General features: G+C 38.0%; 24 protein-coding genes, 1 rRNA gene and 1 pseudogene (1 of these 26 cut by a window edge). 3 read left to right on the top strand and 23 right to left on the bottom strand.

Annotation, left to right across the window (positions count from 1 at the left end):
• The 4 genes and pseudogenes from IGI97_RS03025 to IGI97_RS03010 form a co-directional block, all read right to left on the bottom strand.
• Positions 1-1,395, bottom strand: a 16S ribosomal RNA gene (locus tag IGI97_RS03025); it reaches 166 nt to the left of the window's first position.
• A gap of 434 nt (positions 1,396-1,829) precedes the next feature.
• Positions 1,830-2,078 (bottom strand): annotated as a pseudogene (locus IGI97_RS03020) (hypothetical protein).
• Positions 2,062-2,433, bottom strand: coding sequence for a hypothetical protein (locus IGI97_RS03015; RefSeq protein ID WP_438737962.1), 372 nt, complete (start codon positions 2,431-2,433; stop codon positions 2,062-2,064). Before IGI97_RS03015 ends, IGI97_RS03020 begins: the two are co-directional and overlap by 17 nt.
• A gap of 64 nt (positions 2,434-2,497) precedes the next feature.
• Positions 2,498-2,866, bottom strand: coding sequence for a CvfD/Ygs/GSP13 family RNA-binding post-transcriptional regulator (locus tag IGI97_RS03010; RefSeq protein ID WP_002365178.1), 369 nt, complete (start codon positions 2,864-2,866; stop codon positions 2,498-2,500).
• Positions 2,867-3,049: 183 nt separating this feature from the next.
• Between IGI97_RS03010 and IGI97_RS03005 the strand changes: the two genes are divergently transcribed.
• Positions 3,050-4,216, top strand: a complete 1,167-nt coding sequence (locus IGI97_RS03005) for a MalY/PatB family protein (protein ID WP_438737960.1) — start codon at positions 3,050-3,052, stop codon at positions 4,214-4,216.
• Positions 4,217-4,249: 33 nt separating this feature from the next.
• Here IGI97_RS03005 and IGI97_RS03000 read toward each other — a convergent pair whose 3' ends face one another.
• Positions 4,250-4,456: a DUF3955 domain-containing protein gene (locus IGI97_RS03000; RefSeq protein ID WP_438737958.1), complete on the bottom strand. Its 207-nt coding sequence runs from the start codon at positions 4,454-4,456 to the stop codon at positions 4,250-4,252.
• A gap of 164 nt (positions 4,457-4,620) precedes the next feature.
• Positions 4,621-5,211, bottom strand: coding sequence for a peptidylprolyl isomerase (locus IGI97_RS02995; RefSeq protein ID WP_002355150.1), 591 nt, complete (start codon positions 5,209-5,211; stop codon positions 4,621-4,623).
• 204 nt (positions 5,212-5,415) lie between these two features.
• Between IGI97_RS02995 and IGI97_RS02990 the strand changes: the two genes are divergently transcribed.
• Together IGI97_RS02990 and IGI97_RS02985 are read left to right on the top strand one after the other, a co-directional pair.
• Positions 5,416-6,426 (top strand): NAD(P)/FAD-dependent oxidoreductase, encoded by a 1,011-nt coding sequence (locus tag IGI97_RS02990; protein WP_002368301.1) that lies wholly within the window; start codon positions 5,416-5,418, stop codon positions 6,424-6,426.
• A 148-nt stretch (positions 6,427-6,574) separates the two neighbouring features.
• Positions 6,575-7,537, top strand: coding sequence for a phosphoglycerate dehydrogenase (locus IGI97_RS02985; RefSeq protein ID WP_002355148.1), 963 nt, complete (start codon positions 6,575-6,577; stop codon positions 7,535-7,537).
• A 64-nt stretch (positions 7,538-7,601) separates the two neighbouring features.
• Here IGI97_RS02985 and IGI97_RS02980 read toward each other — a convergent pair whose 3' ends face one another.
• From IGI97_RS02980 to IGI97_RS02900, 17 genes are all read right to left on the bottom strand, one after another.
• Positions 7,602-9,155, bottom strand: a complete 1,554-nt coding sequence (locus IGI97_RS02980) for a bifunctional metallophosphatase/5'-nucleotidase (RefSeq protein ID WP_002378886.1) — start codon at positions 9,153-9,155, stop codon at positions 7,602-7,604.
• 97 nt (positions 9,156-9,252) lie between these two features.
• Positions 9,253-10,533: an extracellular solute-binding protein gene (locus IGI97_RS02975; RefSeq protein WP_002359172.1), complete on the bottom strand. Its 1,281-nt coding sequence runs from the start codon at positions 10,531-10,533 to the stop codon at positions 9,253-9,255.
• 23 nt (positions 10,534-10,556) lie between these two features.
• Positions 10,557-11,846, bottom strand: coding sequence for an MBL fold metallo-hydrolase (locus tag IGI97_RS02970; RefSeq protein WP_438737955.1), 1,290 nt, complete (start codon positions 11,844-11,846; stop codon positions 10,557-10,559).
• Positions 11,830-12,648: a carbohydrate ABC transporter permease gene (locus IGI97_RS02965; protein ID WP_002355144.1), complete on the bottom strand. Its 819-nt coding sequence runs from the start codon at positions 12,646-12,648 to the stop codon at positions 11,830-11,832. The genes IGI97_RS02970 and IGI97_RS02965 overlap by 17 nt, the downstream gene beginning before the upstream one ends.
• 4 nt (positions 12,649-12,652) lie before the next feature.
• Positions 12,653-13,528, bottom strand: a complete 876-nt coding sequence (locus tag IGI97_RS02960) for a carbohydrate ABC transporter permease (RefSeq protein WP_002355143.1) — start codon at positions 13,526-13,528, stop codon at positions 12,653-12,655.
• Positions 13,528-14,661 carry an ABC transporter ATP-binding protein gene (locus IGI97_RS02955; RefSeq protein ID WP_002396511.1) on the bottom strand — a complete coding sequence of 378 codons (1,134 nt, stop codon included), beginning with the start codon at positions 14,659-14,661 and terminating at the stop codon, positions 13,528-13,530. Before IGI97_RS02955 ends, IGI97_RS02960 begins: the two co-directional genes overlap by 1 nt.
• Positions 14,662-14,807: 146 nt before the next feature.
• Complete coding sequence (locus tag IGI97_RS02950) at positions 14,808-15,746, bottom strand: glycosyltransferase family 2 protein (protein ID WP_002373102.1); 939 nt, start codon at positions 15,744-15,746, stop codon at positions 14,808-14,810.
• Positions 15,747-15,953: 207 nt separating this feature from the next.
• Entirely contained in the window at positions 15,954-16,283 is a 330-nt protein-coding gene (locus tag IGI97_RS02945; protein ID WP_002355140.1) for a HesB/YadR/YfhF family protein, read from the bottom strand.
• A gap of 54 nt (positions 16,284-16,337) precedes the next feature.
• The gene (locus IGI97_RS02940; protein WP_002355139.1) at positions 16,338-17,003 is read right to left on the bottom strand and encodes a potassium channel family protein; all 666 of its coding nucleotides are present in this window, start codon (positions 17,001-17,003) and stop codon (positions 16,338-16,340) included.
• A gap of 103 nt (positions 17,004-17,106) precedes the next feature.
• Positions 17,107-17,739, bottom strand: a complete 633-nt coding sequence (locus tag IGI97_RS02935; RefSeq protein WP_002355137.1) for a response regulator — start codon at positions 17,737-17,739, stop codon at positions 17,107-17,109.
• Positions 17,714-18,817 carry a sensor histidine kinase gene (locus IGI97_RS02930; RefSeq protein ID WP_002365182.1) on the bottom strand — a complete coding sequence of 368 codons (1,104 nt, stop codon included), beginning with the start codon at positions 18,815-18,817 and terminating at the stop codon, positions 17,714-17,716. The genes IGI97_RS02935 and IGI97_RS02930 overlap by 26 nt, the downstream gene beginning before the upstream one ends.
• A complete protein-coding gene (liaF, locus tag IGI97_RS02925) occupies positions 18,814-19,545 on the bottom strand; it encodes a cell wall-active antibiotics response protein LiaF (RefSeq protein WP_002381168.1) in 732 nt (243 codons plus the stop codon). The genes IGI97_RS02930 and liaF overlap by 4 nt, the downstream gene beginning before the upstream one ends.
• 150 nt (positions 19,546-19,695) lie before the next feature.
• Positions 19,696-20,175 (bottom strand): transcription elongation factor GreA, encoded by a 480-nt coding sequence (gene greA, locus IGI97_RS02920; protein WP_002355133.1) that lies wholly within the window; start codon positions 20,173-20,175, stop codon positions 19,696-19,698.
• Positions 20,176-20,435: 260 nt separating this feature from the next.
• A complete protein-coding gene (mltG, locus tag IGI97_RS02915; protein ID WP_002402062.1) occupies positions 20,436-21,821 on the bottom strand; it encodes an endolytic transglycosylase MltG in 1,386 nt (461 codons plus the stop codon).
• Between the two features lie 207 nt (positions 21,822-22,028).
• Positions 22,029-22,706: an HAD family hydrolase gene (locus IGI97_RS02910; protein ID WP_002386325.1), complete on the bottom strand. Its 678-nt coding sequence runs from the start codon at positions 22,704-22,706 to the stop codon at positions 22,029-22,031.
• A gap of 74 nt (positions 22,707-22,780) precedes the next feature.
• Positions 22,781-23,932 carry a non-hydrolyzing UDP-N-acetylglucosamine 2-epimerase gene (gene wecB, locus IGI97_RS02905; RefSeq protein WP_173961953.1) on the bottom strand — a complete coding sequence of 384 codons (1,152 nt, stop codon included), beginning with the start codon at positions 23,930-23,932 and terminating at the stop codon, positions 22,781-22,783.
• Between the two features lie 13 nt (positions 23,933-23,945).
• A complete protein-coding gene (locus IGI97_RS02900; protein WP_002367316.1) occupies positions 23,946-24,437 on the bottom strand; it encodes a gamma carbonic anhydrase family protein in 492 nt (163 codons plus the stop codon).
• Between the last annotated feature and the right edge of the window lie 182 nt (positions 24,438-24,619).

Genomic DNA, 24,619 nt, shown 5'->3' with positions numbered 1-24,619 from the left:
TATTCACCGCGGCGTGCTGATCCGCGATTACTAGCGATTCCGGCTTCATGCAGGCGAGTTGCAGCCTGCAATCCGAACTGAGAGAAGCTTTAAGAGATTTGCATGACCTCGCGGTCTAGCGACTCGTTGTACTTCCCATTGTAGCACGTGTGTAGCCCAGGTCATAAGGGGCATGATGATTTGACGTCATCCCCACCTTCCTCCGGTTTGTCACCGGCAGTCTCGCTAGAGTGCCCAACTAAATGATGGCAACTAACAATAAGGGTTGCGCTCGTTGCGGGACTTAACCCAACATCTCACGACACGAGCTGACGACAACCATGCACCACCTGTCACTTTGTCCCCGAAGGGAAAGCTCTATCTCTAGAGTGGTCAAAGGATGTCAAGACCTGGTAAGGTTCTTCGCGTTGCTTCGAATTAAACCACATGCTCCACCGCTTGTGCGGGCCCCCGTCAATTCCTTTGAGTTTCAACCTTGCGGTCGTACTCCCCAGGCGGAGTGCTTAATGCGTTTGCTGCAGCACTGAAGGGCGGAAACCCTCCAACACTTAGCACTCATCGTTTACGGCGTGGACTACCAGGGTATCTAATCCTGTTTGCTCCCCACGCTTTCGAGCCTCAGCGTCAGTTACAGACCAGAGAGCCGCCTTCGCCACTGGTGTTCCTCCATATATCTACGCATTTCACCGCTACACATGGAATTCCACTCTCCTCTTCTGCACTCAAGTCTCCCAGTTTCCAATGACCCTCCCCGGTTGAGCCGGGGGCTTTCACATCAGACTTAAGAAACCGCCTGCGCTCGCTTTACGCCCAATAAATCCGGACAACGCTTGCCACCTACGTATTACCGCGGCTGCTGGCACGTAGTTAGCCGTGGCTTTCTGGTTAGATACCGTCAGGGGACGTTCAGTTACTAACGTCCTTGTTCTTCTCTAACAACAGAGTTTTACGATCCGAAAACCTTCTTCACTCACGCGGCGTTGCTCGGTCAGACTTTCGTCCATTGCCGAAGATTCCCTACTGCTGCCTCCCGTAGGAGTCTGGGCCGTGTCTCAGTCCCAGTGTGGCCGATCACCCTCTCAGGTCGGCTATGCATCGTGGCCTTGGTGAGCCGTTACCTCACCAACTAGCTAATGCACCGCGGGTCCATCCATCAGCGACACCCGAAAGCGCCTTTCACTCTTATGCCATGCGGCATAAACTGTTATGCGGTATTAGCACCTGTTTCCAAGTGTTATCCCCCTCTGATGGGTAGGTTACCCACGTGTTACTCACCCGTCCGCCACTCCTCTTTCCAATTGAGTGCAAGCACTCGGGAGGAAAGAAGCGTTCGACTTGCATGTATTAGGCACGCCGCCAGCGTTCGTCCTGAGCCAGGATCAAACTCTCATAATAAAAGTTAGAACAATCTTACGATTGTTAAGCTCAATTTGTTTGCTAGCATATTGCTTGCTTGTTAAAAATGTTTGTTGTCTTGAATTGAATCAAGACGCCCTACACATTTGGTTCGTCTATTCTTTGTTCAGTTTTCAAAGGTCTACGTTACCTCGCAGCAACTTTTATATCATAACAAACTTTCGTTTGAATGTCAAGAACTTTTTTAAAAAAGTTTTTTTAAGTTGTTTTGCTTGGTTGTTGTTGTCTGTTGTGACAACTTCTATATCTTATCATCTCGTTTGTTATTTGTCAACAACTTTTTTGTTGTTTTTTCAAACTTTTTTCGAGAGATTTGAAATCAAGAATTGTTATTTAATTATTGATTTCTGAATCGCTCAGCTGTGTGACTCGCCTTGCGACATGTAATAATATATCAAGATTTTGATGTTTGGTCAACACTTTTTTTCAAAAAAATTAAAAGAAGTTTTCAATCTGTTTTCATTCTTTTCAATTATTTCGTTTTTAAACTTTTTAAATCCTAATTGTCTATCAAAACAGTTTAATTACTTACTAAAAATCGAACAATTTGAATCATATATTTGAAATAGTTCGATTAACTTTTTTACGTCCAACATAAAAAAAGAAAGAATCTGTTCGATTATCGACAGATTCTTTCTTTTTTGTTTAAAACATTGGGACACCTTCAATATGATATTTTGACCAAATCGTTTTTAATTCTGCAGGTTCTACCCATGTATAGTCTTTATCCATTTCATTTTTAAGTGCTTGTTCATCCATCTCGAAGACAAACAGCGGAACATTTTCTTTATTGATATGCGCGTTAGTTAATTCTACTAAGCTAATTGAAGTAACGTCCAATTGAACCTCTTCTTTGAACCATTGTAGCATACTAGCTAAACCCGTCATCTCATCAGAAACTTTTGCCATCGCAAACTCAATCGCTTCACCTATTGGATGCATCAAAAATTTTTTACTACCATCGTTTAAGTTCAGTATGATTGTTCCAGCGACTTTTTTGTTAGACACGACATCCACCTCAATTAATTTTTAGATTCACTAACAAAAGAAATTGTAACACACTTTCTGAAAAAATACAGAATTATTTTTCAAGCAACTTATCCATTGCTTCATCAATCCATTCTGGAAGTTCTTTGTCTAAGGTTGCAAAGCCAATTTTTTTATTCTTATCCGTAAAATATTTTTTGCGTCGATGGTTCACTGAATGAACTTTGTCTTCAAGGGTTCGTAAAGATAAGCTAATCTTTTGAGAATATTCATCAACATCAATAACTTGAACGGTTACTTTTTGTCCAACGGTTAAGAGTCCATGGATATTTTTGGTAAAGCCAGCTTGTACTTCCGAAACATGAATCAGTCCTTGTGTTTCTTCGTCTAAAGAAACAAATGCGCCATATGGTTGAAGTCCGGTAATTGTGCCAGAAAGTACCATACCAATTTTGTACTTCATCAAATTTCCTCTTTTCATACGATAAATTTCTTTTTCCGTTTCTACTCATTTAAAATAATAGCATTTTTTCAACGTTTGTGCATTATTTCTTCCCTAGTTGTTAAAACTATTGTTTCATCTTTTAAGCAAAATCTACTATACTATAGGAAGTAAGACTTTATATAGAAGAAAAGGAGTTATCTTATGTTTAATTTTAATGAAACCATTGATCGTCGCCACACGAATTGTGTTAAATGGGACACCGTTGAAACGAGTTACCACGAAAAAGATTTACTACCTTTATGGGTTGCTGATATGGATTTCAAAGTGCATCAGCCTATTCTTGATGCTTTGTCACAAGTTATTGAACAGGGCATTCTAGGATATGCGATTGCACCTAATGAACTGTATCAAGCAATTCAAGATTGGCAACGGCAACACCATCAATTGATTGTTGAAAAAGAAGAAATTTTGTTTAATAGTGGCGTGGTACCCAGTTTGGCCACAGCCGTTCAAGCGTATACAGCACCTGCTGATTCTGTCATGATTTGTGATCCAGTCTACCCCCCTTTTGCAGATGTGGTAAAACAAAATGAGCGTAGACTCGTGCGACATTCCTTACTAGAAGTTAACGGACATTATGAAGTTGATTTGGTTAAAATGGAACAACAGATAATCGAAGAAAAGGTGAAACTGTTACTTTTTTGTAATCCCCATAATCCTGGTGGACGTGTTTGGACAAAAGAAGAATTGCTAGCAATTGGCCGTTTATGCCAAAAACACCAAGTAACTGTGGTTAGCGATGAAATTCATCAGGATTTGATTTTCAAACCGCATACCTTCACTTCCTTCACTGTCGCTGATGAAGCATTTAAGGAATTCACTGTTACCTTAACCGCAGCAACGAAAACCTTTAATTTAGCGGGGATCAAAAATTCAATGCTGTTCATTCCTAATGAAAAACTACGGCAATCTTTCGTATCTTTACAAGACAAAAATCATCAAGGCGGCATCAATACTTTTGGCTACGTTGGAACGGCAGCTGCCTATCAAACAGGGGAAGAATGGCTAACGGCGTTACTGGATTATTTAAAAGAAAATATTGATTTTGCCCTTTCTTTTTTCCGTGAAGAGATGCCTAGCGTTCGCGTAATGGAGCCTGAAGGAACCTATCTTTTATGGTTAGACTTTAGTTCTTATTCGCTAACGGATCGGGAACTTCGCGATACCTTAATTCATAAGGGGAAAGTGGTTCTAAATCCAGGAATTAGTTTCGGTCCCAAAGGTTCTCAACACATGCGTTTAAACTTAGCTTGTTCAAAAGAAACTCTCGGAGAAGGCCTTTTACGTATCAAAAAAGCCTTTAATTAAAAACAGCTGTCCTAGTTTTTAGGACAGCTGTTTTTAATTCTTTCTTTTGCGTTTAGCTAAATAAACTCTGACGAACCAGATACCTGAAAATAGAAGTAAAATTTCTCCAATTATGATTGTATAAAATCCTGGTTCATGAATGATTCCTTGCTGATCTACATACGTAAAAAATGTTCCTATAAATGGGAGTATTACTGCAAACAAAGCCAAGGCCATTGGATATCTGTATTTTTCTAACAAATTTGCTTCCTCTCCTTCTATTCTTTAACTCAGTATCCTATAAAGACTTCATTAAAAGAAGCGATTTGGATGCTTTTAAAAAAAAGTTAGTCGTTTTAAGAAAAAAATAAAGAGTACCAACGAATTTGTCCCTCGTTGGTACTCTCTTTTTCAATTGGTTAAACTTATTCACCAATGATTTCAACTGTGTCCATCACGACGTCAAATGTTGGACGGTCTTGGGCATCCCGTTGGACTCCACCAATTTCATCCACTACATCCATACCATCAACAACATGACCAAAAACAGTATGACGGAAGTCTAACCAAGGTGTTCCGCCTTGTTTGTAAGCTTCAATAATTTCTTCTGGAAAACCAGCATCTTCTAACTGACTCATCATTTGAGCTGGAACATTTTGATTAGTAACAACAAAGAATTGGCTGCCATTTGTGTTAGGACCAGCATTTGCCATTGACAATGCGCCACGCAAATTGAAAACATCCCGAGAAAATTCATCCTCAAATGCTTCTCCATAAATACTTTCGCCGCCCATTCCTGTTCCGGTTGGGTCACCGCCTTGAATCATAAAATCAGGAATCACACGATGGAAAATAACGCCATCATAGTAGCCCTTTTTCGCTAATTCAACAAAATTTTTAACCGTTTTAGGCGCTTGTTCTGGGAATAATTGAACAGTGATGTCGCCTCGGTTTGTTTTAATGACCGCTTTTGGGCCTTTAGCATTTTCTAAATCTAATTGTGGAAATTGTGACATGAGAATGTCCTCCTAGATAATTATTTTATAGTTCCATCATATCGAAAAATGCTGAAAATTGCTATGATCTTTTTCCAATGATTAAAGAATGCTTTGATTCGTTAGCCAAACTTGCTTTTTTCGAAAAGCCGTGCTATTTTGTGAAGTGTTCGCAAAACGATCAATAGTTGTCTCAACCCTAAATGAATTAGGAGGAATTTTCAAATGTCTGATGAAAAAGATATTTATGATTTAACGATTATCGGCGGCGGTCCTGTTGGATTATTTGCCGCTTTTTATGCGGGAATTCGTAAAGCGAAAACGAAAATCATTGATAGCCTGCCACAATTAGGTGGTCAGCTAACAATGCTGTATCCCGAAAAATATATTTATGATATTCCTGGATTCCCTGCTATTAAAGCCGGTGAGTTAATTGCCAATTTGGAAAAACAGATGCAGCCATTTCAGCACGATGTTTGCTTGGAAGAAGAGGTCACACACCTTGCACAGGAAGCAGATGGACTTTTGCGCTTAGACACAACTAAAGGCACACATTATTCTAAAACGGTTATCTTTGCGATTGGTAACGGCGCTTTCCAACCTCGACGTTTAGCTATCGAAAATGTTGAAGCCTTTGAAGGTGAGTCAATCCATTATTATGTGACTGACATGAAAAAATTCGCTGGCAAAAAAGTTGCGATTGCTGGTGGCGGCGATTCCGCAATTGACTGGGCTTTAATGCTAGAAAACGTCGCAGAAGAAGTATCTATTATCCATCGTCGCCCACAATTTCGCGGCCACGAACATAGCGTGGAACAACTGGAAAAATCTAGTGTTTCTATCAGAACTCCCTATATCATTAGTGATATTTTAAAGGAAAACGAAACGTTCACAGGCATCCAATTAACGGAGACAAAAGGTGACCAAACATTGGATCTCCCTCTGGATGATTTAATTATCAATTATGGCTTCACTTCTTCTTTAACACACCTCAAAGAATGGGGATTAGACGTTTCTAGAAATGCTATTAATGTTCATTCCGATATGTCAACTAACATTCCTGGTGTATACGCTGTAGGGGATATCTGTTCCTATGAGGGAAAAGTGAAATTAATCGCTACAGGCTTTGGTGAGGCACCTACTGCCGTAAATAATGCTTTACATTACTTACGGCCCGATGCTCGACGTCAACCAGTTCATAGTACAAGTTTATTTGAAAACGGCGTACCTAAATAAGGTTAGCACTGGACTTTAGCAGTTTTTAAGCCAAGGACAAAAATCTAAATCGGATTTTTGTCCTTGGCTTTCTGCTTTACTGAAAAGCCTTTCTTTTTCTCTTTTAAATTTATTTTTGATACAATAAAAAGTGCTAGGAGGAAGAAAGATGAACCAACCAATTATTTATTTAAATGAAGTATTCAACGAAGAACAACTGGAACAAGTGAAAGCTGTGGCACCCAATTATCTAGTTAAAACATCTACCGATCATTTATCATCTGCTGAAGAAGAGGCCATCGAAATTATGTTAGGCTGGCATAAAGAAATTGGTCCGCGTTTATTAGCATCTGATACTAGTCACCTAAAATGGATTCAGCTCATTTCTGCTGGTGCTGATTATATGGATTTTGATAAATTAAGAGAAAAAGGCATTCTGTTGTCTAATGGTAGCGGAATCCATAGTGTTTCTATCTCAGAACATGTTTTAGGCGTTTTATTAGCACATACCCGCGGACTGCAAGAAAGTATCCAACAACAAATGCAACACACATGGAATCAAACAGCCCCTTCCTATCAACAACTTTCTGGGCAAAAAATGTTAATCGTAGGCACCGGGCAAATCGGACAACAATTAGCTAAATTTGCTAAAGGTTTAAATCTTCAAGTTTATGGCGTGAATACCTCTGGACATGTGACGGAAGGCTTCATTGAATGCTATTCACAGAAGAATATGAGTAAAATTATCCATGAAATGTCCATTGTTGTGAACATTCTTCCTTTGACTGAAACAACAAAACATTTATACAATCAGGCACTTTTTGAAAAAATGGCTCCTGAAACAATTTTCGTAAATGTTGGTCGAGGCGCCTCAGTAGCAACGAACGATTTGATAACTGCCTTAAACAATAAAACCATTGCTTTTGCTGCCTTAGATGTCTTTGAAGAAGAACCTCTTCCCGAAGATAGCCCTTTATGGGAGATGCAGAATGTTTTATTAACACCTCATATTTCTGGCATGACACCGAAGTTCAAATCAAAATTACTGGCGATTTTTATTCCAAACTTAAATCAATTTGTGACGGATCAGACCCTCGTCAAAAACCAAGTTTCCTTAAAAAAAGGCTATTAACTCAAAAAAGGCCTTCAACCATCTTTCAAGTAATTGTATGGTTGAAGGCTTTTTTTGCTATTTTTTACCAGATAACCTTGAAGTTATCATTTGTCGACGCTTGAATGATTGGATGTTTTTTTAAATATTCTGCAATCAGTTCCGTCATATCAATTTGAATTTCTCGAATAATTTTTTCAGGTTGGAACATTTGATAGTTTCCGCCACCGACTGCTCGGTATTGATTTGTCACGATTTCCAAAACATCTTCTGCTTGCACTGCTTTGCCATGATAATTAAGTTTCGTCACTCTTTCACCAAACGGTTGTCTTAAATCAAGCGTATACTCAATGCCTTCATACATATCATAATTATAGTATTGTGGTTTTGGATCGACATATTTCGGGTTGAAAATTGGTTGGCCTTTTTCTAACACAAAATAAGTAGCGCTTTGTTCTAACGCTTCACGGAGGTCTTGTCCAGTGACACGCAATACAGCCAAGGTATTTGGATAAATGTAGTTGGTAATGATATCGCGCATCGTAATTTGGTTATTAAACCCTTTGCCTTCATTGTTAAAAAGTGCAGTCCCTGAAATATCCGTTCCGCTTGAAGCCATTTGGACGTTATTAATAAATTCTATATATGGATGTTCTTTGAGGCGTACGGCATTCGGATTTTGAATCGTCATATCCCCTTCCACATTTCCCACTGGTTGATCAAGCCACTCTTCTACCTCGTCATGTAACGCTGTTGTCAAAGCTAAAACTTCTGTATCTGGTTGTTCGTTTCCAACAGGATGAATAGCTGCGTCACTTCCAATAACGTGATAGCCTTTAGCCATAGGTTCAATTTCTAAAGTAATTTCTCCAACGAAAGCTCCTCGAAAACCTGGTTGAATCACAGGTATTCCATTCAGTTTTGTAGCAATTTCTCGATGTTGGTGACCAGTGACTAAGGCATCAATCCCAGGAACTTTTTCCAATAAATCGTAGCCTTCATTTTCTCCTGTTAGTAATTCCGTGGGTTCCCCTGTTTCTAAATCTTTTTCAAAACCGCCATGGTAAGCGACAACAACTAGATCCGCTTCTTCCCGCAGTTTTGGCACGTATTCCGCCGCTGTTTCAACGACACTTTTAAACGTTAAATCTTTGACTGTTGCCGGCTGTTCCCAATGAGGAATATATTGAGTCGTCACGCCAAGGATGGCTACTTTAACCCCTTGTTTTTCTATGATGACATACGGCTGACCGAAATAAGGTTGTCCATCTTTACCAAGAATATTGGCAGCTAAAACTGGCTGTTGATAACTGGCAATCGTTTCCTTTAAATAATCTAAACCGTAATTAAATTCATGGTTACCTAAAATGCTAACATCATAATTCATTTGATTAATGATTTTAGTGATGGCAGCCACTGAATGTGTTTCTGCTTTTCTTACGTAGTAACTAAGCGGCGAACCTTGAATAAAATCCCCATTTTCAATTTGAAAAACTGGTCCTTTGGCAGACGCCCGTAACTTTTTCAGCATGGTTGCTGCTTTCGCGGTTCCAAAAGGCAAATCCATCTTTTTTTCACTATAACTTGTTGGCATAATATACCCATGCATATCACTTGTTGCTAAAATTTTTATTTGCATTTTGTTTCTCTCCTTCTTCCGCCCAAAAGAACAGGAAGGTTAGAACACGAGCCATAACGACTCAGATCCCAACCTCCCACGTCTGTTTATTTATTGATTATTGGTTCCATGCTTGTTCAAATTGTGACGTTGCATCTTTCAATAATTTTTTCGTGTCTTTATTTGATGAAGCAAAAATACTTTCCATAATTGTCCGCATTTCATTATAGGCTGAATCAGCATTTTCTTCTACTGGGATAGCGAATAAATCTTTTACTGCGTTTTCAAGTTGTGCAGGTACTTTGGTTGTCTTAGAATTTTTGTACTCATCACTGTGTAAAACAGATTCTAGAATTGGCATATAACCTGTTTGTTGTGCCCAGTACAATTGTGAATCAGGCGTTGCTAAGAATTTCATGAATTCAAATGCCGCTGTCCGTTGTTCTGGCGTAGCACTATCGAACATATAAATATCTGTTCCTTGTTGTAAGTTGATTTTTTCAGGACGTGGTGCAACACCATATTCATAGCCACCAGCTTCAGCATCTTTTTGAACAAAACCAGCACCAGCAATACTACCGACAAACATCGCTACCTTTTTGTTTGCAAATGGGCCAGATAAATATTTATCTGAACCAGCTGTGCGGAAGTAACCTGCTTCGATACCATCACGGTAATAGTCCACGACTTCTTGTGAATCTTTGCTTGTTAAATCTAAGTCTTTATTAAAATCAACGCCTTTGTTTTTCATTCCAATTGCGTAATAGTTATTTAACGAGTCAAAACCAGCACCAACGACTTCTTTGTTGGATTTTTCGTAAATTGTTTTAGAAGCTTCTTTTAATTCCTCTAATGTTTTCGGTACTTCAACACCATATTCTTTCAACAAATCAGCATTATAGAATAACATTTCTGTCGATTTATTAAATGGAATGCCGTATTGTTTGCCGTCGATTTTGGCGCCATCTAACAACACTTCACGAATTGGCTCTGCATCTTTCCAGCCGATTGTGTCATCATCCATATATGGTTTTAAGTCCACTAACATTTCATCTTGTGCAGCATTCCATAACCAGCCTGGGTACGCTTGCGTAATTGTTGGTAAATCTTTTGGTGAAGTTAAAGTCGAATTGATTTTGGCTTGTAAATCAGGGTAAGCAGATTGATTTTGTAATTCCACTTTAATTTTTGGATTTTCTTTCATGAAGTCTTTCGTTAATTTTGTTAACGCTTCTTCTTGAACCCCATTCATTGCATGCCAGAAAGTGATTGTCGTATCTTCCTTCACTTCTTTCACAATATCGTTTGATTCTTTGGCCCCATTACCGTTACCACAAGCCCCCAATGCGAAAATAGCTGCGGTTGCTAACACTGTTGTTGCTAGAGTTTTGAACTTCATTTTTTTCTCTCCCTTAAAAAAATTTATAAAACAATTTGCTCGCCACGTTCTGGCAATATTCTTTCACCATACGGGTTTTCCAGTTTTTCTGGTTTTAACGTATGGATTGGAACCAATACTTGAGGTTCAATCAATGCAATAATTTTATCCAGATCTTCTGGAATTGCATGTCCTGAACAAGCTAAACGGACAAAAGTAATGTCTTTATTAGCCAACAAATCTAAAAACACGCGATACTGTGGATCAAAGTCCCCTAACGGTTGTGCATCACTGTGAATGTATAAACTACCTTCTTGGAGGTTGTCAAACTGGTTCACAACTTGCCACAAATAGTCTGTTTTGTCCTTTAGTAACGTGTCATACGGGATTTCTAACGCTGGATTCAATTCTGGTATTTTACCAGATTCAGCATAATAATAACGAACTTCTATTCCAAATACTTCAAGTAACAACGCAGCCATATTTGCTTCTAAAACGACTGTACGTGGTGACTTTTCAATAATCTTAGCAAAACGTTCCACGTTTGCTGGATAACCATTAAAGGTAATTTGTCGATTCGGGTTTTCTAGTTCTAAACGAACCAAGTGCTGAACAAGATCTTCTTCACTGACAACCGCTATTTGGGCTGGATCTGGTTCACGTTCTGGGAAGCTAATGCTTACGCCTTCCATCATTAATAATTCAGTATGTTTGGCTTTTTCACAAAAAGCTAAAGTCTCTTCACGATTATGGCCATGTAAGCGCAAATCACCTGTGTATGTGATGAAATGGTCAGGCGTGCGAATCAGTAATGCCGAAGCACCGTACGCATCATGATCAACAGGTACGATTTCCACTGAAATTTCGCCAACTTTAATCACATCGTTTTTATTAAGACCAATCATTTCTCGGGTAAAATTCTTTTCTTCAAACGGTGATGGAATCAAAAAATCACCTTTGCGATTTAAACTATTTAGAATCATTTTCGTTTCTTTTAGGGTGTACAACGGAACAGCTGGGTCTAAATAATTAATCATGCGTGAATGATCTAAATGGGCATGAGATAAGAAAACAGCGGTGTGTTGATACTCTTTGTCTTCTGTACCATGATATTCATAACCTAAACGTGGATCATATAAGTCTTTTAATTCTGGCACTAAACGATTATTAATTAAGGTTTCAATGTGATCATCGGGCAAATCTAATTCTGGTCGAAATTCTGTACCAAAATCAAAGAAGATATGGGCATCTTTATACGCCACTTCAATCACGGTTCCTCCAATTGTTAAAATGCCACTGTGAAAAGTCACAGTTGTTTTAGCCTTTGATTCCATTTTTTGCAACTCCTCTGATAATTTCTTTTCTGAAAATCAAGTAAATAATTAAAATTGGAATAACGGTTAATGTTGCAGCAGCCATTTGTAAATGTACGTCACTACCGCTCTCTGTCGCAAAGGCCGATAGTCCATTATTCAATAGACGGTATTTTTTCTCGTTCGTCACCAACAATGGCCACAAGAAAGAATTCCAACTAGAAATAAATGTTAAAATCCCTACTGTTACCAACGCTGGTTTTGACATTGGTACTAAAATACGCCAAATATATTCTAAATCACTAGCGCCATCAATCTTGGCAGCCTTGTAAAAAGTATCAGGAATACCTTTTAAATAACCGTTTAAATAGTAAATATAAAAAATACTAGTTAAAAATGGAATAATTAAGGCGCTGTAAGTATTTAACAAACCTAATTGCGCAATCGTTTGATAATTGGTAAAAATAATAGATTCATACGGAACCATTAATAACGAAATCATCAAAGCAATGACCACATTTTTAAAACGGAACTTCAAACTCGTTAACGCGAATGAAGCTAAAACGGCGGTGACTACCGTAGCAATCGTTGTAACGCCTGAAACAAAGACTGTGTTCAAGAAATACCGAAGAAAGGGTGCTTTTTGAAAGACCTCTGTGTAGTTTTGCCATTGTGGTTGTTTTGGAAACATGGTTGGCGGCATGCTGGTCGCTTCAGAATAACTCATTAAACCAGCTAAAATCATATAGACAAATGGAAATAACGTAATAACGGCTAAAATGCCTAAGAAAACAAATGCGATAATCGTTAAAACTTTTTTCATTGGCTTATTGCCCCACTTTCTTTAAGAGTTTATTTTGTAAGAAAGTGACCACTAAAATAATCACAAATAAAATCACTGTGGCGGCCATCGCAATTCCGGGACGCCCTGCAATGTGGAATTTGTCATAAATATAGTACACTGCGGTTGTGGCACTATTGGCAATCCCCGCACGACCACCGAATAAAGCATAAACTTGTGTATAAACTTTAAAGGCGCCAATTAAATTGACCGTTAATAAAAAGGCAATGGTCGGGACTAGCTGCGGAAACGTAATACGTCGGAAAATTTCGCCGTCTGAGGCACCAAACATTTTCGCTATTTTAAAGTGTTCTTCATCAATATTTCTCAAACCCGCCAACAAAATAATAATATTAAATGCTAAACTCGTCCAAACCCCAAAAATAATCAATGTTGGCATACTCATTTGAACATTATCTAGCCAGTTGACAGAAGGAATGCCGAAAAAACCTAAGACGTAATTGACAATTCCATAATCGCCATTAAAGAAGTAACGGAAGACAATCCCAATGGCAATCGTACTCGTTACATAAGGCATAAAGAAAATCGTTTCAAAGAAACTCTTATGTTTAACTTTTTCAAAGATAATCCAAGCAATTGCTAGGGAAATTATCAAGGCAATCGGTACCACAGCAAATGCATAGAGCGCTGTATTTTTTAACGCTTTATAGAAGATTGGATCATTCAATACACGTTGATAATTTTCTAAACCAGCGTAGCGTTGGTTAATTAAGGAACCTTTTTGGAAGCTCATCCACAAAGAACGAAACAGCGGATAAACGCTAAACAGTAAAATGATTCCTAATGATGGCAGAAGGAAGAGCCATGCTTTTGGTTGATTTTCTGGATTGTATTTTTTCATTAGTAAACCCGGTCTCCCGCTTCGTTAAAGATAAATACTTTTTTATATGAAAAATCAAAAGATAAAGTGTCTCCTTCTTCAATCGCTTCTTCTACACTTACAATTGATTTCACTTGTTCATTTCCTAATGTAAATCGTAAAATACGTTCTCGACCAATCAATTCCACTAAATCTGTCGTTGTGGTAAAGAGACCTGTTTCAGCTGGTACCACATCTTCTGGACGAGAAGCAAACGTATATTTCCCATCAGTCATTGGCATTTTAAAGCGTGCTTGCTCAAAACGCTCAAGCGGAATTTCAAAACTTTCATGGTACATTTTGCCGTCTTTCACTTCAACAGACAATAAATTAATAATTGGGTTACCTATGAACTGAGCAACAAATAAGTTATTTGGTTCTAAGTAAAGGTTTTGAGGTTCATCATTTTGTTGAATAACCCCTTCGTTTAATAAAATAATTTTATCACTGATTGATAGCGCTTCCTCTTGGTCGTGCGTTACAAAGATTGTTGTAATGCCTACTTCTTTCACCAAGCGGCGGATTTCTTCACGAATTTTCAAACGCAAACGTGCATCCAAGTTACTTAAAGGCTCATCTAATAATAAAACATCTGGTTTTTGAACTAACGCTCGGGTAATCGCAACACGCTGTTGTTGACCACCAGAAAGTGTGCCTGGCTTTTTATGGCTTAACTCTTCAATATTCGTTAGTTTCATATATTCTTCGGCAATAGCTTGTGCCTCTGCCTTGGGAACTTTCTTACTTCCTACTGTCAAAGGAAACATTACGTTTTCTAGAACAGTCATATGTGGATATAAGGCATAGTTTTGAAAAACGAACCCGATGTTCCGATCTTTTGGTGCTGTTTTGACAACCGATTGCTGTCGAAACTGAATATCTCCATCACTTGGATGTAATAAACCTGCAATTAAGTTTAAAATTGTGGATTTCCCACACCCACTTGGTCCTAACAAACAAACCAAGTCCCCTTGCTCAATCGTAAAATTGACCGATTTTAACGCTTCAAACCCATTATCGAATACTTTTTTCAAATCGATAACTTCTATCATGACCCAACCTCCAAAAAAACATTTAATAGCATACCTTTTGATTTTAACATTTATTTCTTGCAACCGCGAGAGCAAAGCTGTTTCATTAAGATAAAAATAGGTAAAGTTAATGTATTTTTTATGTAAAAAATGTTGTTTTTCTGAAAAGCCTATTTACACTTTTTTTAACGCATAACAAAAAAGCAGAGAATTTTTCTCTGCTTTTTTGGTTATTTTTTAGAATCTTTTTCTGATTCCTTTACAATATAAATTGGTCGTTTTTTCGTTTCTAAGAAAATTTTGCCAATATATTTGCCAATAATTCCTAAACATAATAGTTGCAAACCACCTACAAAAAGTACAATACAAACCATTGAAGGCCAGCCGCTTGTTGGATCACCATTAACTAATGTTCGAAAGATAATCACTAACATTGCTAGTGCAGAACCAATACACGAAAAGGCGCCAACGTATGAAGCAATATTCAATGGTGTCTCTGAAAAATTGACAATCCCGTCAATTGAATAACTTAATAGACTCCAGAAAGACCAAGAGGTTTCTCCAGCAATTCGTTCTCGATTTTTAAATTCAATATATTCTGTTTTAAAGCCGACCCAGCTAAAGATCCCTTTTGAAAAACGATTATACTCAGATAACTCTAAAATCGCATCGACCATTTGTCGGGTCATAACACGAAAGTCACGGGCACCATCCACCATTTCTGTCTCAGCAATTCGATTAATGAGTTTATAGAACATCCGAGCAAAAAAGCTACGAATGGGCGGTTCGCCGTCTCTTGTTATGCGTCGTGTGCCAACACAATCTAAATCTGTACTGGTTTCAATCATCTCAATCATTTGAGGTAATAACTCAGGCGGGTCTTGTAAATCAACGTCCATGACTGTCACTAAGTCACCTGTTGCTTCTTTTAAACCAGCGTATAAGCCTGCTTCTTTCCCAAAATTTCGTGAAAAAGAAAGATAACGGACCTTCTCTGGATGTTCGCGATAAAGCTGTCTTAAAACAGCTAACGTATTATCTTTTGAGCCATCATTCACAAATATATATTCTACTGAATGAGATAGTTGCTGGCTAATTTTTTCTACTTCTTCAAAAAACAGCGGAATCGCTGCTTCCTCATTATAACAAGGGACAACAATTGATAGCATTTTATTTCCTCCACACTTCAGTTAATTATCATTATACCATATGATAGCCTTATTAAATAACGATATCCAATTAAGAATAGCTTAATTAAATAGAAAGAACCTGAGAAAAAATCCAAAACGATTTTTTCTCAGGCTGACTAGCGGTTAAACGAAAGCAACAGAAATAGTCCTACGCACTACTTAAGCTTCTTCTGTTTAACACTAAAATTATTTTGTTAAATCTTCTTGGTTTGCTTCAAATTGATAACGCGGTTCATCATTCTTTTCATCATAATCAACAATCAAATCATACCCTTTAAAGAACCAATCATCTGTTTCTTCAATAAAATAGGTAATCCCATCTAGATTCTCTTTAATCATTGGCTCATCTGGCGCTTCTACAGACATCGCAATGGAAAAACCATCATGAACAGGTGTTTTTCCGTAAATTTTTCCGAAAAAACGAATGCCTGTCTCAGGCTGAACCCCGGTTTCTTCTTTAAACCATTGTTGGGCTTTCGGTGTCACTTCTAATTTCATTCTTTGTTCCTCCTTCACATCTCTGTCGCCATTTATTGTAGCACAGCGCAGTGCTTTTAGAGAATAAAGTGCTTAGCCATTCATTTTTTCATCTAATAAATCAACGTCTGCGGTATCACCGATAACTAATAAATTGTCGTTTTCTCGAACAATTTCAGAAGCATCTGGCGAAGCAATTACTTCTGTTTTCGAGCGGCGAATCGCTACCACAGTTAAACCAAATCGTTGACGGAAATTTAATTCTGCTAAGGTTTTATTGTAAAATTTAGGATTGGTGACCCGAACCTCAGCTAATGAAAATTCGCTAGATAATTCAATATAATCTAAAATATTGCGTGAAACAAGTTTGTGAGCAATTCGAATACCCATATCCCGCTCTGGGTGAACGACCATGTCTGCCCCAATTTTATCTAAGACACGGGCATGATATTCATTGACTGCTTTGGCCAAGACATTGGGAACCCCCATCTCTTTAACCATTAGTGTCACTAAAATACTCGCTTGAATATCTTCACCAATTGCCACCACTACGTGATCAAAATTCCGAATTCCTAAAGAACGCAACGTCATTTCATCTTGGGCGTTAGCCACCACTGCATGCGTTGCAATATTCATATATTCATTGACACGGTCTTCACTGCTGTCAATGGCCAAAACTTCTTGACCAGCTTCCACCAAAGTTTGGCATATGCTGCCGCCAAAACGTCCTAAACCAATAATTGCAAAATTTTGTTTCATTTCTTCTGACCGCTCCTGTCTGTTCGTTAAAATTAGTATAACAAATCCATAAATAAATTCCTAGAAGGATTTCCTAGAATTTATTTATGGATTTATCTGATATTTATTTGGCTAAACCATGTTGAAAAGCATAAATCGCCGCTTGGGTCCGATCATCCACATCTAGTTTTGCTAAAATGTTTGAAACATGTGTTTTAACTGTTTTCAAAGTGATAAAGAGTTCATCAGCTATTTCTTGATTACTTTTACCTTGTGCAATCAACATTAAAATTTCGTGTTCCCGGTTTGTCAAATCTTCGTGCAACACCGGCTCTTGTTTTTTTGTTAACCGTTCCATCATCTTATGTGTCACTTCAGGTTCCAACACACGCTCTCCGCGATAAGTCGCCCGAATTGCATCAGCAATCTCATGTGCTGTTGATGTTTTTAATAGGTAGCCCGCTGCACCAGCTTCAATCGCCGGATACACTTTTTCATCATCAATAAAACTCGTCACAATAATAATCTTGGCTTCTGGCCAATCTTTCAAGATCGCTTTTGTTGAATCAATGCCGTCCATTTCTTCCATTACCAAATCCATCAAAATAACATCTGGACGTAGTTCCAATGCTTTTTCATAGCCAATCTTACCATTTTCTGCTTCGCCTACGACTTCTATATCCTCTTGAATAGATAAATATGATGAAACGCCTAAACGGACCATTTCATGGTCATCCACTAACATTACTTTGATCACTTGCAGTTTCCTCCTTTATGACAGGAACTTTAATTTCAACGCTGGTTCCCTGCCCTTTAAAACTAATAATTTTAACTGTACCGCCCATGCCGACAACACGTTCTCGAATATTATTTAAGCCATAACTACCGGCTTTATTACTTTGTTCCTTCATATCAAAGCCGACACCATCATCAACAATACGCAATAACACGTTTTTATCGACTTGGTGTAAGTATACCTCTAATTCCTTTGCTTTGGCATGTCTTAAGGTATTTGAAAGTAACTCCTGCACAATTCGGAAAAGATGATCCTCAATGCTGCTATTTAAATGAACATCTTCAACATCCCAAATCAATTCAATTTTAATTTTTGTTTGTAGTTCTTTCAGTAATTGTTCAATACCTTTACGCAAACTTTTTCCTTCTAGACTGATAGGACGCAAGTGCAATAGTAGCGCGCGCATTTCCGATTGGGAGGCATTAATGATTTCTGCCACCATGGCTAGTTGTTTACGATATGGTTCCGGGGTTTCTGTTCGTTGTGCTTGTTCATTTAATGCAGACAACATCATCATGGCTGCAAAAAGTTGTTGACTGACTGAATCATGCAACTCCCGCGCCAAACGATGCCGCTCGTTCTCTAAAATTTCTTCTTTTGTTTGCCCATCCATTAATTGCGGTCGACTGTTTAATAATTGCAATTCTTTAGACATCTCTAATAATTTATTTTTAATCGACCAAATATCTTGTTCGACTTCGGTTAGATAATGGTCTTGATTTTCACTGGTCGTTGGTTTGTTTAAGACTGGACTTTCATAATTACCGTTGGCCAATAACCGAAGTTTTTCTTCAATCCGTCCATATTGCCCTTTTTGAACCAATGAAATCAGTAAAAAGGTCAATAAGCCTATTAGTAAGGATATGAGAACAATGTGCACAATTAGTGGTAAATAAAAGACTTTTCTCTGAAGAAGCTCTAATAACCACCGGTTTTGTTTAATCGAATGAAAATATGAAAACAATGTAATTAAGATAACAATAAAGGTGCTAAGGGACGCATATAATGAAATCATGCGTCTTGAAATCCGATCGGTCATACACGGATCACCTCAACATCTCCTACTAAAGTGTTCGTCATAATTTTCAAACGACGAAGATTGGTATCATAATCATTGCTGTAAATTTTTAATGATTCGTTTTTCAATTGATATTTTTCTTCTTCAAAACGTACCGTTCCGTAAAAAGTTGAATGTTCTAACAAAATAGCTACACCTAACGGTACTAGAATTCGCGTGCGGCCAAAACCTTTACGAATAATAATAATATTGTCTTCTTTCGGTAGTAGCGTATTACCTAAATCAATAATGGTGTCCCCAGAGATTAAATCAATATTGATATCATCCCATTCATAGATATTGTTACCAATGCGTTCATTGGCAAACCAACGGCGTTTAAATCGTTTGCCATTTTTAGGTTCTTTTGCCGCCGTCTCCACCATAATCATTTGTTTTTTACGCCAAGGTGCTCGCTCAGCTATATCCACGCCTGAAATCTCAAAGCCTTTTAAGCCGATAAAGAGTACGCCAAAAATCAACATAAACCAAACAGCCGTGCTGTTCATTGCACCAATGACAATAAAAACAACGCCGAGGACGAATTGAAAGTTGTTAAAATGTGTTTTAGATGCTTTCCTGGAAACGTAGGCCACAAGTAAAACGCCAATTGTTAATAAAACAGCTAATCCAGGATTATGTACAATTTGCCATAACGCCAGAATAAAAAGTAATGCTTCTGCGACGATAAAAAAGCGCCAAGGGTTATTCATAGATTTGCCTCCTCCCTCTGTCATTTATTTTACTCGTTTATTTTATTTAATCATAGTGGTTTGCGCCTCAGGTTACCATAGGACTTTAGCCCTAAATGTCATAGATTGCGAAAGGACAGGCCTTGGAAGCTGCCTGCCCTACTCAATTATTTAGTTTGCTTCAACTTTTGTAATTTTAACTGTCATGTCGCCACCAGGTGTTGCAATAATCACTTGGTCGCCTAATTGTTTACCAATTAAGGCTTGCGCAATCGGTGAATCGTTAGAAATTTTACCAGAAAATGGATCGGCTTCGGCACTTCCTACGATTGTGTATTCCTCTTCTTCTCCATCAGGCAATTCTTGGAAAGTAACTGTTTTACCGATGGAAACTTCGTCTTGGTCCACGCCATCATTATCGATGATTTCTGCAAAACGAATCATATTTTCTAACGTTGTAATACGTCCTTCAACGAAAGCTTGTTCATCTTTAGCTGATTCATACTCTGAGTTCTCTGAAAGATCCCCAAAGCTACGAGCGATTTTAATACGCTCTACGATTTCTTTACGTTTAATTGTTTTTAATTCTTCTAGCTCTTGTTCTAATTTTTCTTTTCCTTCAAGAGTCATTGGATATACTTTTTCTACCATGTTAATTCTCCTTTTTCGCTTAACGATACGTAGTTCTTGGTTGGTTATTGAAAAAAATTCCGCTTTCAATCCACAAAAGAGTACCACGCTTTTTCTAAATTGTAAATATAATTATTGAATTTTTGTGATTTTGCTAAATTTTATTTATATAAATTTCTAGTTGCTACTCTTTCCCTCTGTTAAACAGATTACTTTTTGAGTATCTAAAAGCTTGGTGAATCATACAAAATTGATTCACCAAGCTCTTTTATGTTTTCATTTTATTCACTACTTGAATTATTGACATACTGATCTACTAATACTTGATGTTCTTCATATGTTTTTGAGAAGTAGACTTTTCCTGTAGAAATATCTGCTACAAAGTATAAATAGTCACTTGGTGTCGGATTCAAGACTGCTTTAATTGACTCCTCACTTGGGCTATCTAATGGTCCTGGTCCATAACCAGTATTTTTATACAAGTTATAAGACGAGTCCACTTCCAAGTCAGCATACGTTACAGTTTCTTTGTGTTCTCCTAGAGCATACAAAATAGAAATATCTGATTGGATCGGCATATCAGCAGCCAAGCGGTTAAAGAATACTTGCGCAATTTGTTTGCGGTCTGCTTCTTTGACTCCTTCTTTTTCAACCAGTGAAGCTAACGTTAAGACTTGCTGATTGGTTAAATTCTTTGCATGAATTGTCGGCGTATATTGTTCCATTACTGTGTTCATTTTAGCAATCATTTGTTCGACAAATTCAGGAAGTGTTGCTTTTTTGTAGTAATCATAAGTTGCCGGGAACAAATAGCCTTCTAAGCGATAACGAACACCTTCTGCAGTTGCAGCACTTTCAAGTAAATCAGGATACTTAGCCTTCATTTGATTGAAGAAGTCTTCGTTTTTCATTAATGCAATGAAATCTGCTTTCTTGAAATCTGTATTTTTTTCAATAGCTTCGCCAATTTTATCTATATCGTAGCCTTCAGGAATCGTTACTTTGCCATCTGCGATTTTAGTTGGTTCTGGCGTGCCACCTTCTTTTAGCATTTCACCAATTTCATCGAGTGTCATGCTTGGAGACATTTGATAATAGCCCGCTTGAAAATCTGTTAAGTTTTTAAATTTTACGTAGTAGTTAAAAACCATTCCGCTTTTAATGACGTTGCTTTCTTCTAAAACCGCAGCAATTTGCTTATTAGAAGATCCTTCTGGGATATGCACTTGAACAAGCTTCTTATTGTTCTTGTCTAGTGGTTGTAGCCCAGCATCTACATATTTATAAAAAGTAAACCCAAAGATTGCCATCATTAAAACCAATACAGAAACTACAATTAACACGATACGACCGACTAAACGATCTTCTTTTTTACGTGTTTGTTTTTTTGTATTTGTTGGCTTTTCGTCTGTTTCAATCGGGGTTGGCTCTTCGACTGTCTGTGTCGTCTTGTCTTTCCCACGTCTTCGAGCAACTCTAGAACCTGCACGTGTTTGTGTTGTGCGGCTCGCTGTTTCTTGTGATTCATCAGATGAAGGTTGGGGAGACCTATCATTTTTTTCAGAGGAATCAGGTTGATCGCCATCATTTCTACCTTTTAAAGACCCAGTTACTTGATCTCTAAGCGAAGATTTGGGATCTTGGTTATTTTGGTTATCATTAGCCAAAACTAACCCTCCTTACTATTCTATCGTTTATGACTGAAACTATTATACATGAAACCTCTTTAAAATTAAATGTTTTTAATAAAAAGACCGTCATTCCCCGATAAAAAATTCATCATTGACAACGGTTAAAGCCTATGATGGCGCTTTTCTATTGAAACGATAATAAATCTTAAAATCCTCCTAAATTTATCGAAAATCCATTTTCTATTAAGAATTTTGTAGCAAAATAGCACCTAAGTCTTTAGGCGATTGTACTAGGAATGTTGCTCCCGCCTCTTGTAATTCTGTTTCTTCACCAAATCCATACAAGACACCTATACTATCTAAGCCATTTTGTTGAGCACCAAGAATGTCATGATTACGATCACCAACCATGATAATCGCTTCTTTGGTTGGGTCTAATTGAGCTTCCGTTAATGCATACTGAATCACATCTGCTTTTTTAGAACGATGACCGTCCATACTCGCTCCATAGATGCCTGTAAAATAACGATCTAAATCAAAATGAGTAATAATCTTTTTAGCAAATTCTTCTGGCTTGGAAGTCGCAATGTATAACTTTGCTCCCGCTTCCTTTAACCTTGTTAACACTTCTGGAATCCCTGGATACACATGGTTTTCAAACATACCTTTTCTCTGATAATACGCTCGATAATGACCCACGGCTTGTTGCGCTGCTTCAGCTGAAGGCGCCATGTGCAAAAATGACTCATATAAAGGCGGCCCTATGAAAGAACGTAACGTCTCCTCGCTAGGAGCTGGCCAGCCTAATTGTTCTGTTGCGTACAAAATAGAACGCATAATGCCGCTACCAGAATCCGTAATTGTGCCATCTAAATCAAATAAAATCGTTTGATACATCTTCACTTCACTACTTTCTAGCATTTTTTGTCTAATTGATTCTTCAAAATAAGATACGCAAAAGAAGCACATTTTTCAGCGCTTCTCTGCCTTTTTATTTATTTTGCTGTAAACGTATCTGGTTTTTTATCTGATTGCTGCATTTCATAGGCAATGGCTTCAACGATTCGGCGGCTAGCTTGACCATCCCCATACGGATTTTGTGCATGCGCCATCGCGTGGTAAGCATCAGAATCAGTCAATAATGTTTTCGCCTCTTGATAGACTACTTGTTCGTCTGTACCAACCAATTTCAATGTTCCTGCCGCTACGCCTTCTGGACGTTCCGTTGTATCTCGTAAAACTAAAACTGGCACACCTAAGGAAGGAGCTTCTTCTTGCACACCGCCAGAATCAGTTAAAATTAAAGCACTTTTCGCTGCAAAATTTTGAAAATCTTTGACATCCAATGGTTCAATTAAATGCACACGAGCTAATTCACCTAAGTGTTCCGCTACTATTTCACGGACTTTGGGATTTTTGTGCATAGGGAAAATGACTTCAATTTCTGGATGTTCCATTACAAGTCGACGAACAGCTTTAAACACATTTGCCATTGGCAGGCCTAAATTTTCACGACGATGCATTGTGATTAGTACAATGCGTTGGTCTGTAGGGATTTTTTCCAATAAATCATTTTGATAGTGGGCATCAACGGTGTACGCCATCGCGTCAATCGCTGTATTGCCAGTCACATAAATATGTTCTTTTGGATGATTTTCTTTGATTAAATTGTCCTTACTTTGAGTGGTTGGGGCAAAATAAATATCAGTTAACACGTCTACCAGTTGACGATTCATTTCTTCCGGAAACGGAGAATATTTTTGCCAGGTCCGCAATCCTGCTTCCACATGTCCCACTGGAATCTGTTGATAAAAAGCAGCCAATGCAGCCGCAAATGACGTGGTTGTATCGCCATGAACCAAGACAATATCCGGCTGTTCTGTCACAAGAACCTCAGTTAATAAATTCAAAACACGACTTGTAATATCTGTTAAGGTTTGCCCATCTTTCATGATATTTAAATCATGATTCGGTGTAATTTGAAAATCTTCTAACACTTGATCCAACATTTGGCGATGTTGCGCTGTTACAACTACTACAGAGTCAAACCCTTGACTTTGCTCTTCTAAAACTTTGATTAAAGGGGCCATTTTGATTGCTTCTGGCCGTGTTCCAAAAACTGTCATTACTTTAATTTTCTTCATCATTTTCCTCCTAATTCTATGTTAGTTTCGGGTATTTTTGTTGGCGAAATTCTTCTGCTCGTTGAACATAATGTAAGGCGTTCGTATGATTACTGGCTATTTCTGCTGCCGTTAACGGACGGATAACCTTCGCAGGTCGACCAAATGCTAAAACATTTGGCGGGATAATTTTGCCTTCCGTCACTAAAGAGCCCGCACCAATCAGGCTGTTTTCTCCAATAATAGCATTATTCAGAATCGTTGACCCCATGCCAATCAATGCACCATCACCGATTTTACAACCGTGTAACATGCATTGATGGCCCACCGTTACATACTTGCCTACAATTGTCGGGGCATCTTCATCAACATGAATAATCGTGCCATCTTGAATATTACTACCTTCACCAATGGTAATTGTGTTACTGTCACCTCTTAAGACCGACTGAAACCAAATATTACTATCCTTTGCTAGTTGTACGTTTCCATAGACATCTGCACTAGCAGCAATAAAATATTCTTTTTTCAAACTCTGTCACCTCTTTTCATTAAGTATAGACAAGAATTCCTCACTTTCATAGTAAAAAAGACAAGAAAAGAGCGTGGGACAAAAATCACTTTGGATTTTTGCTCCACGCTCAAAAACTGATAAACGGCGGGAACAAAAGCAACTCCTTCGGAAATAAGCCGGAATTCTCCAAAAATTACAGA

It is taken from the genome of Enterococcus sp. DIV2419 (assembly GCF_051711865.1).
Classification (GTDB): domain Bacteria; phylum Bacillota; class Bacilli; order Lactobacillales; family Enterococcaceae; genus Enterococcus; species Enterococcus faecalis.
Note: the sequence above shows the minus strand (reverse complement) of the source record. Positions and strands in the feature narration are given on the sequence as shown.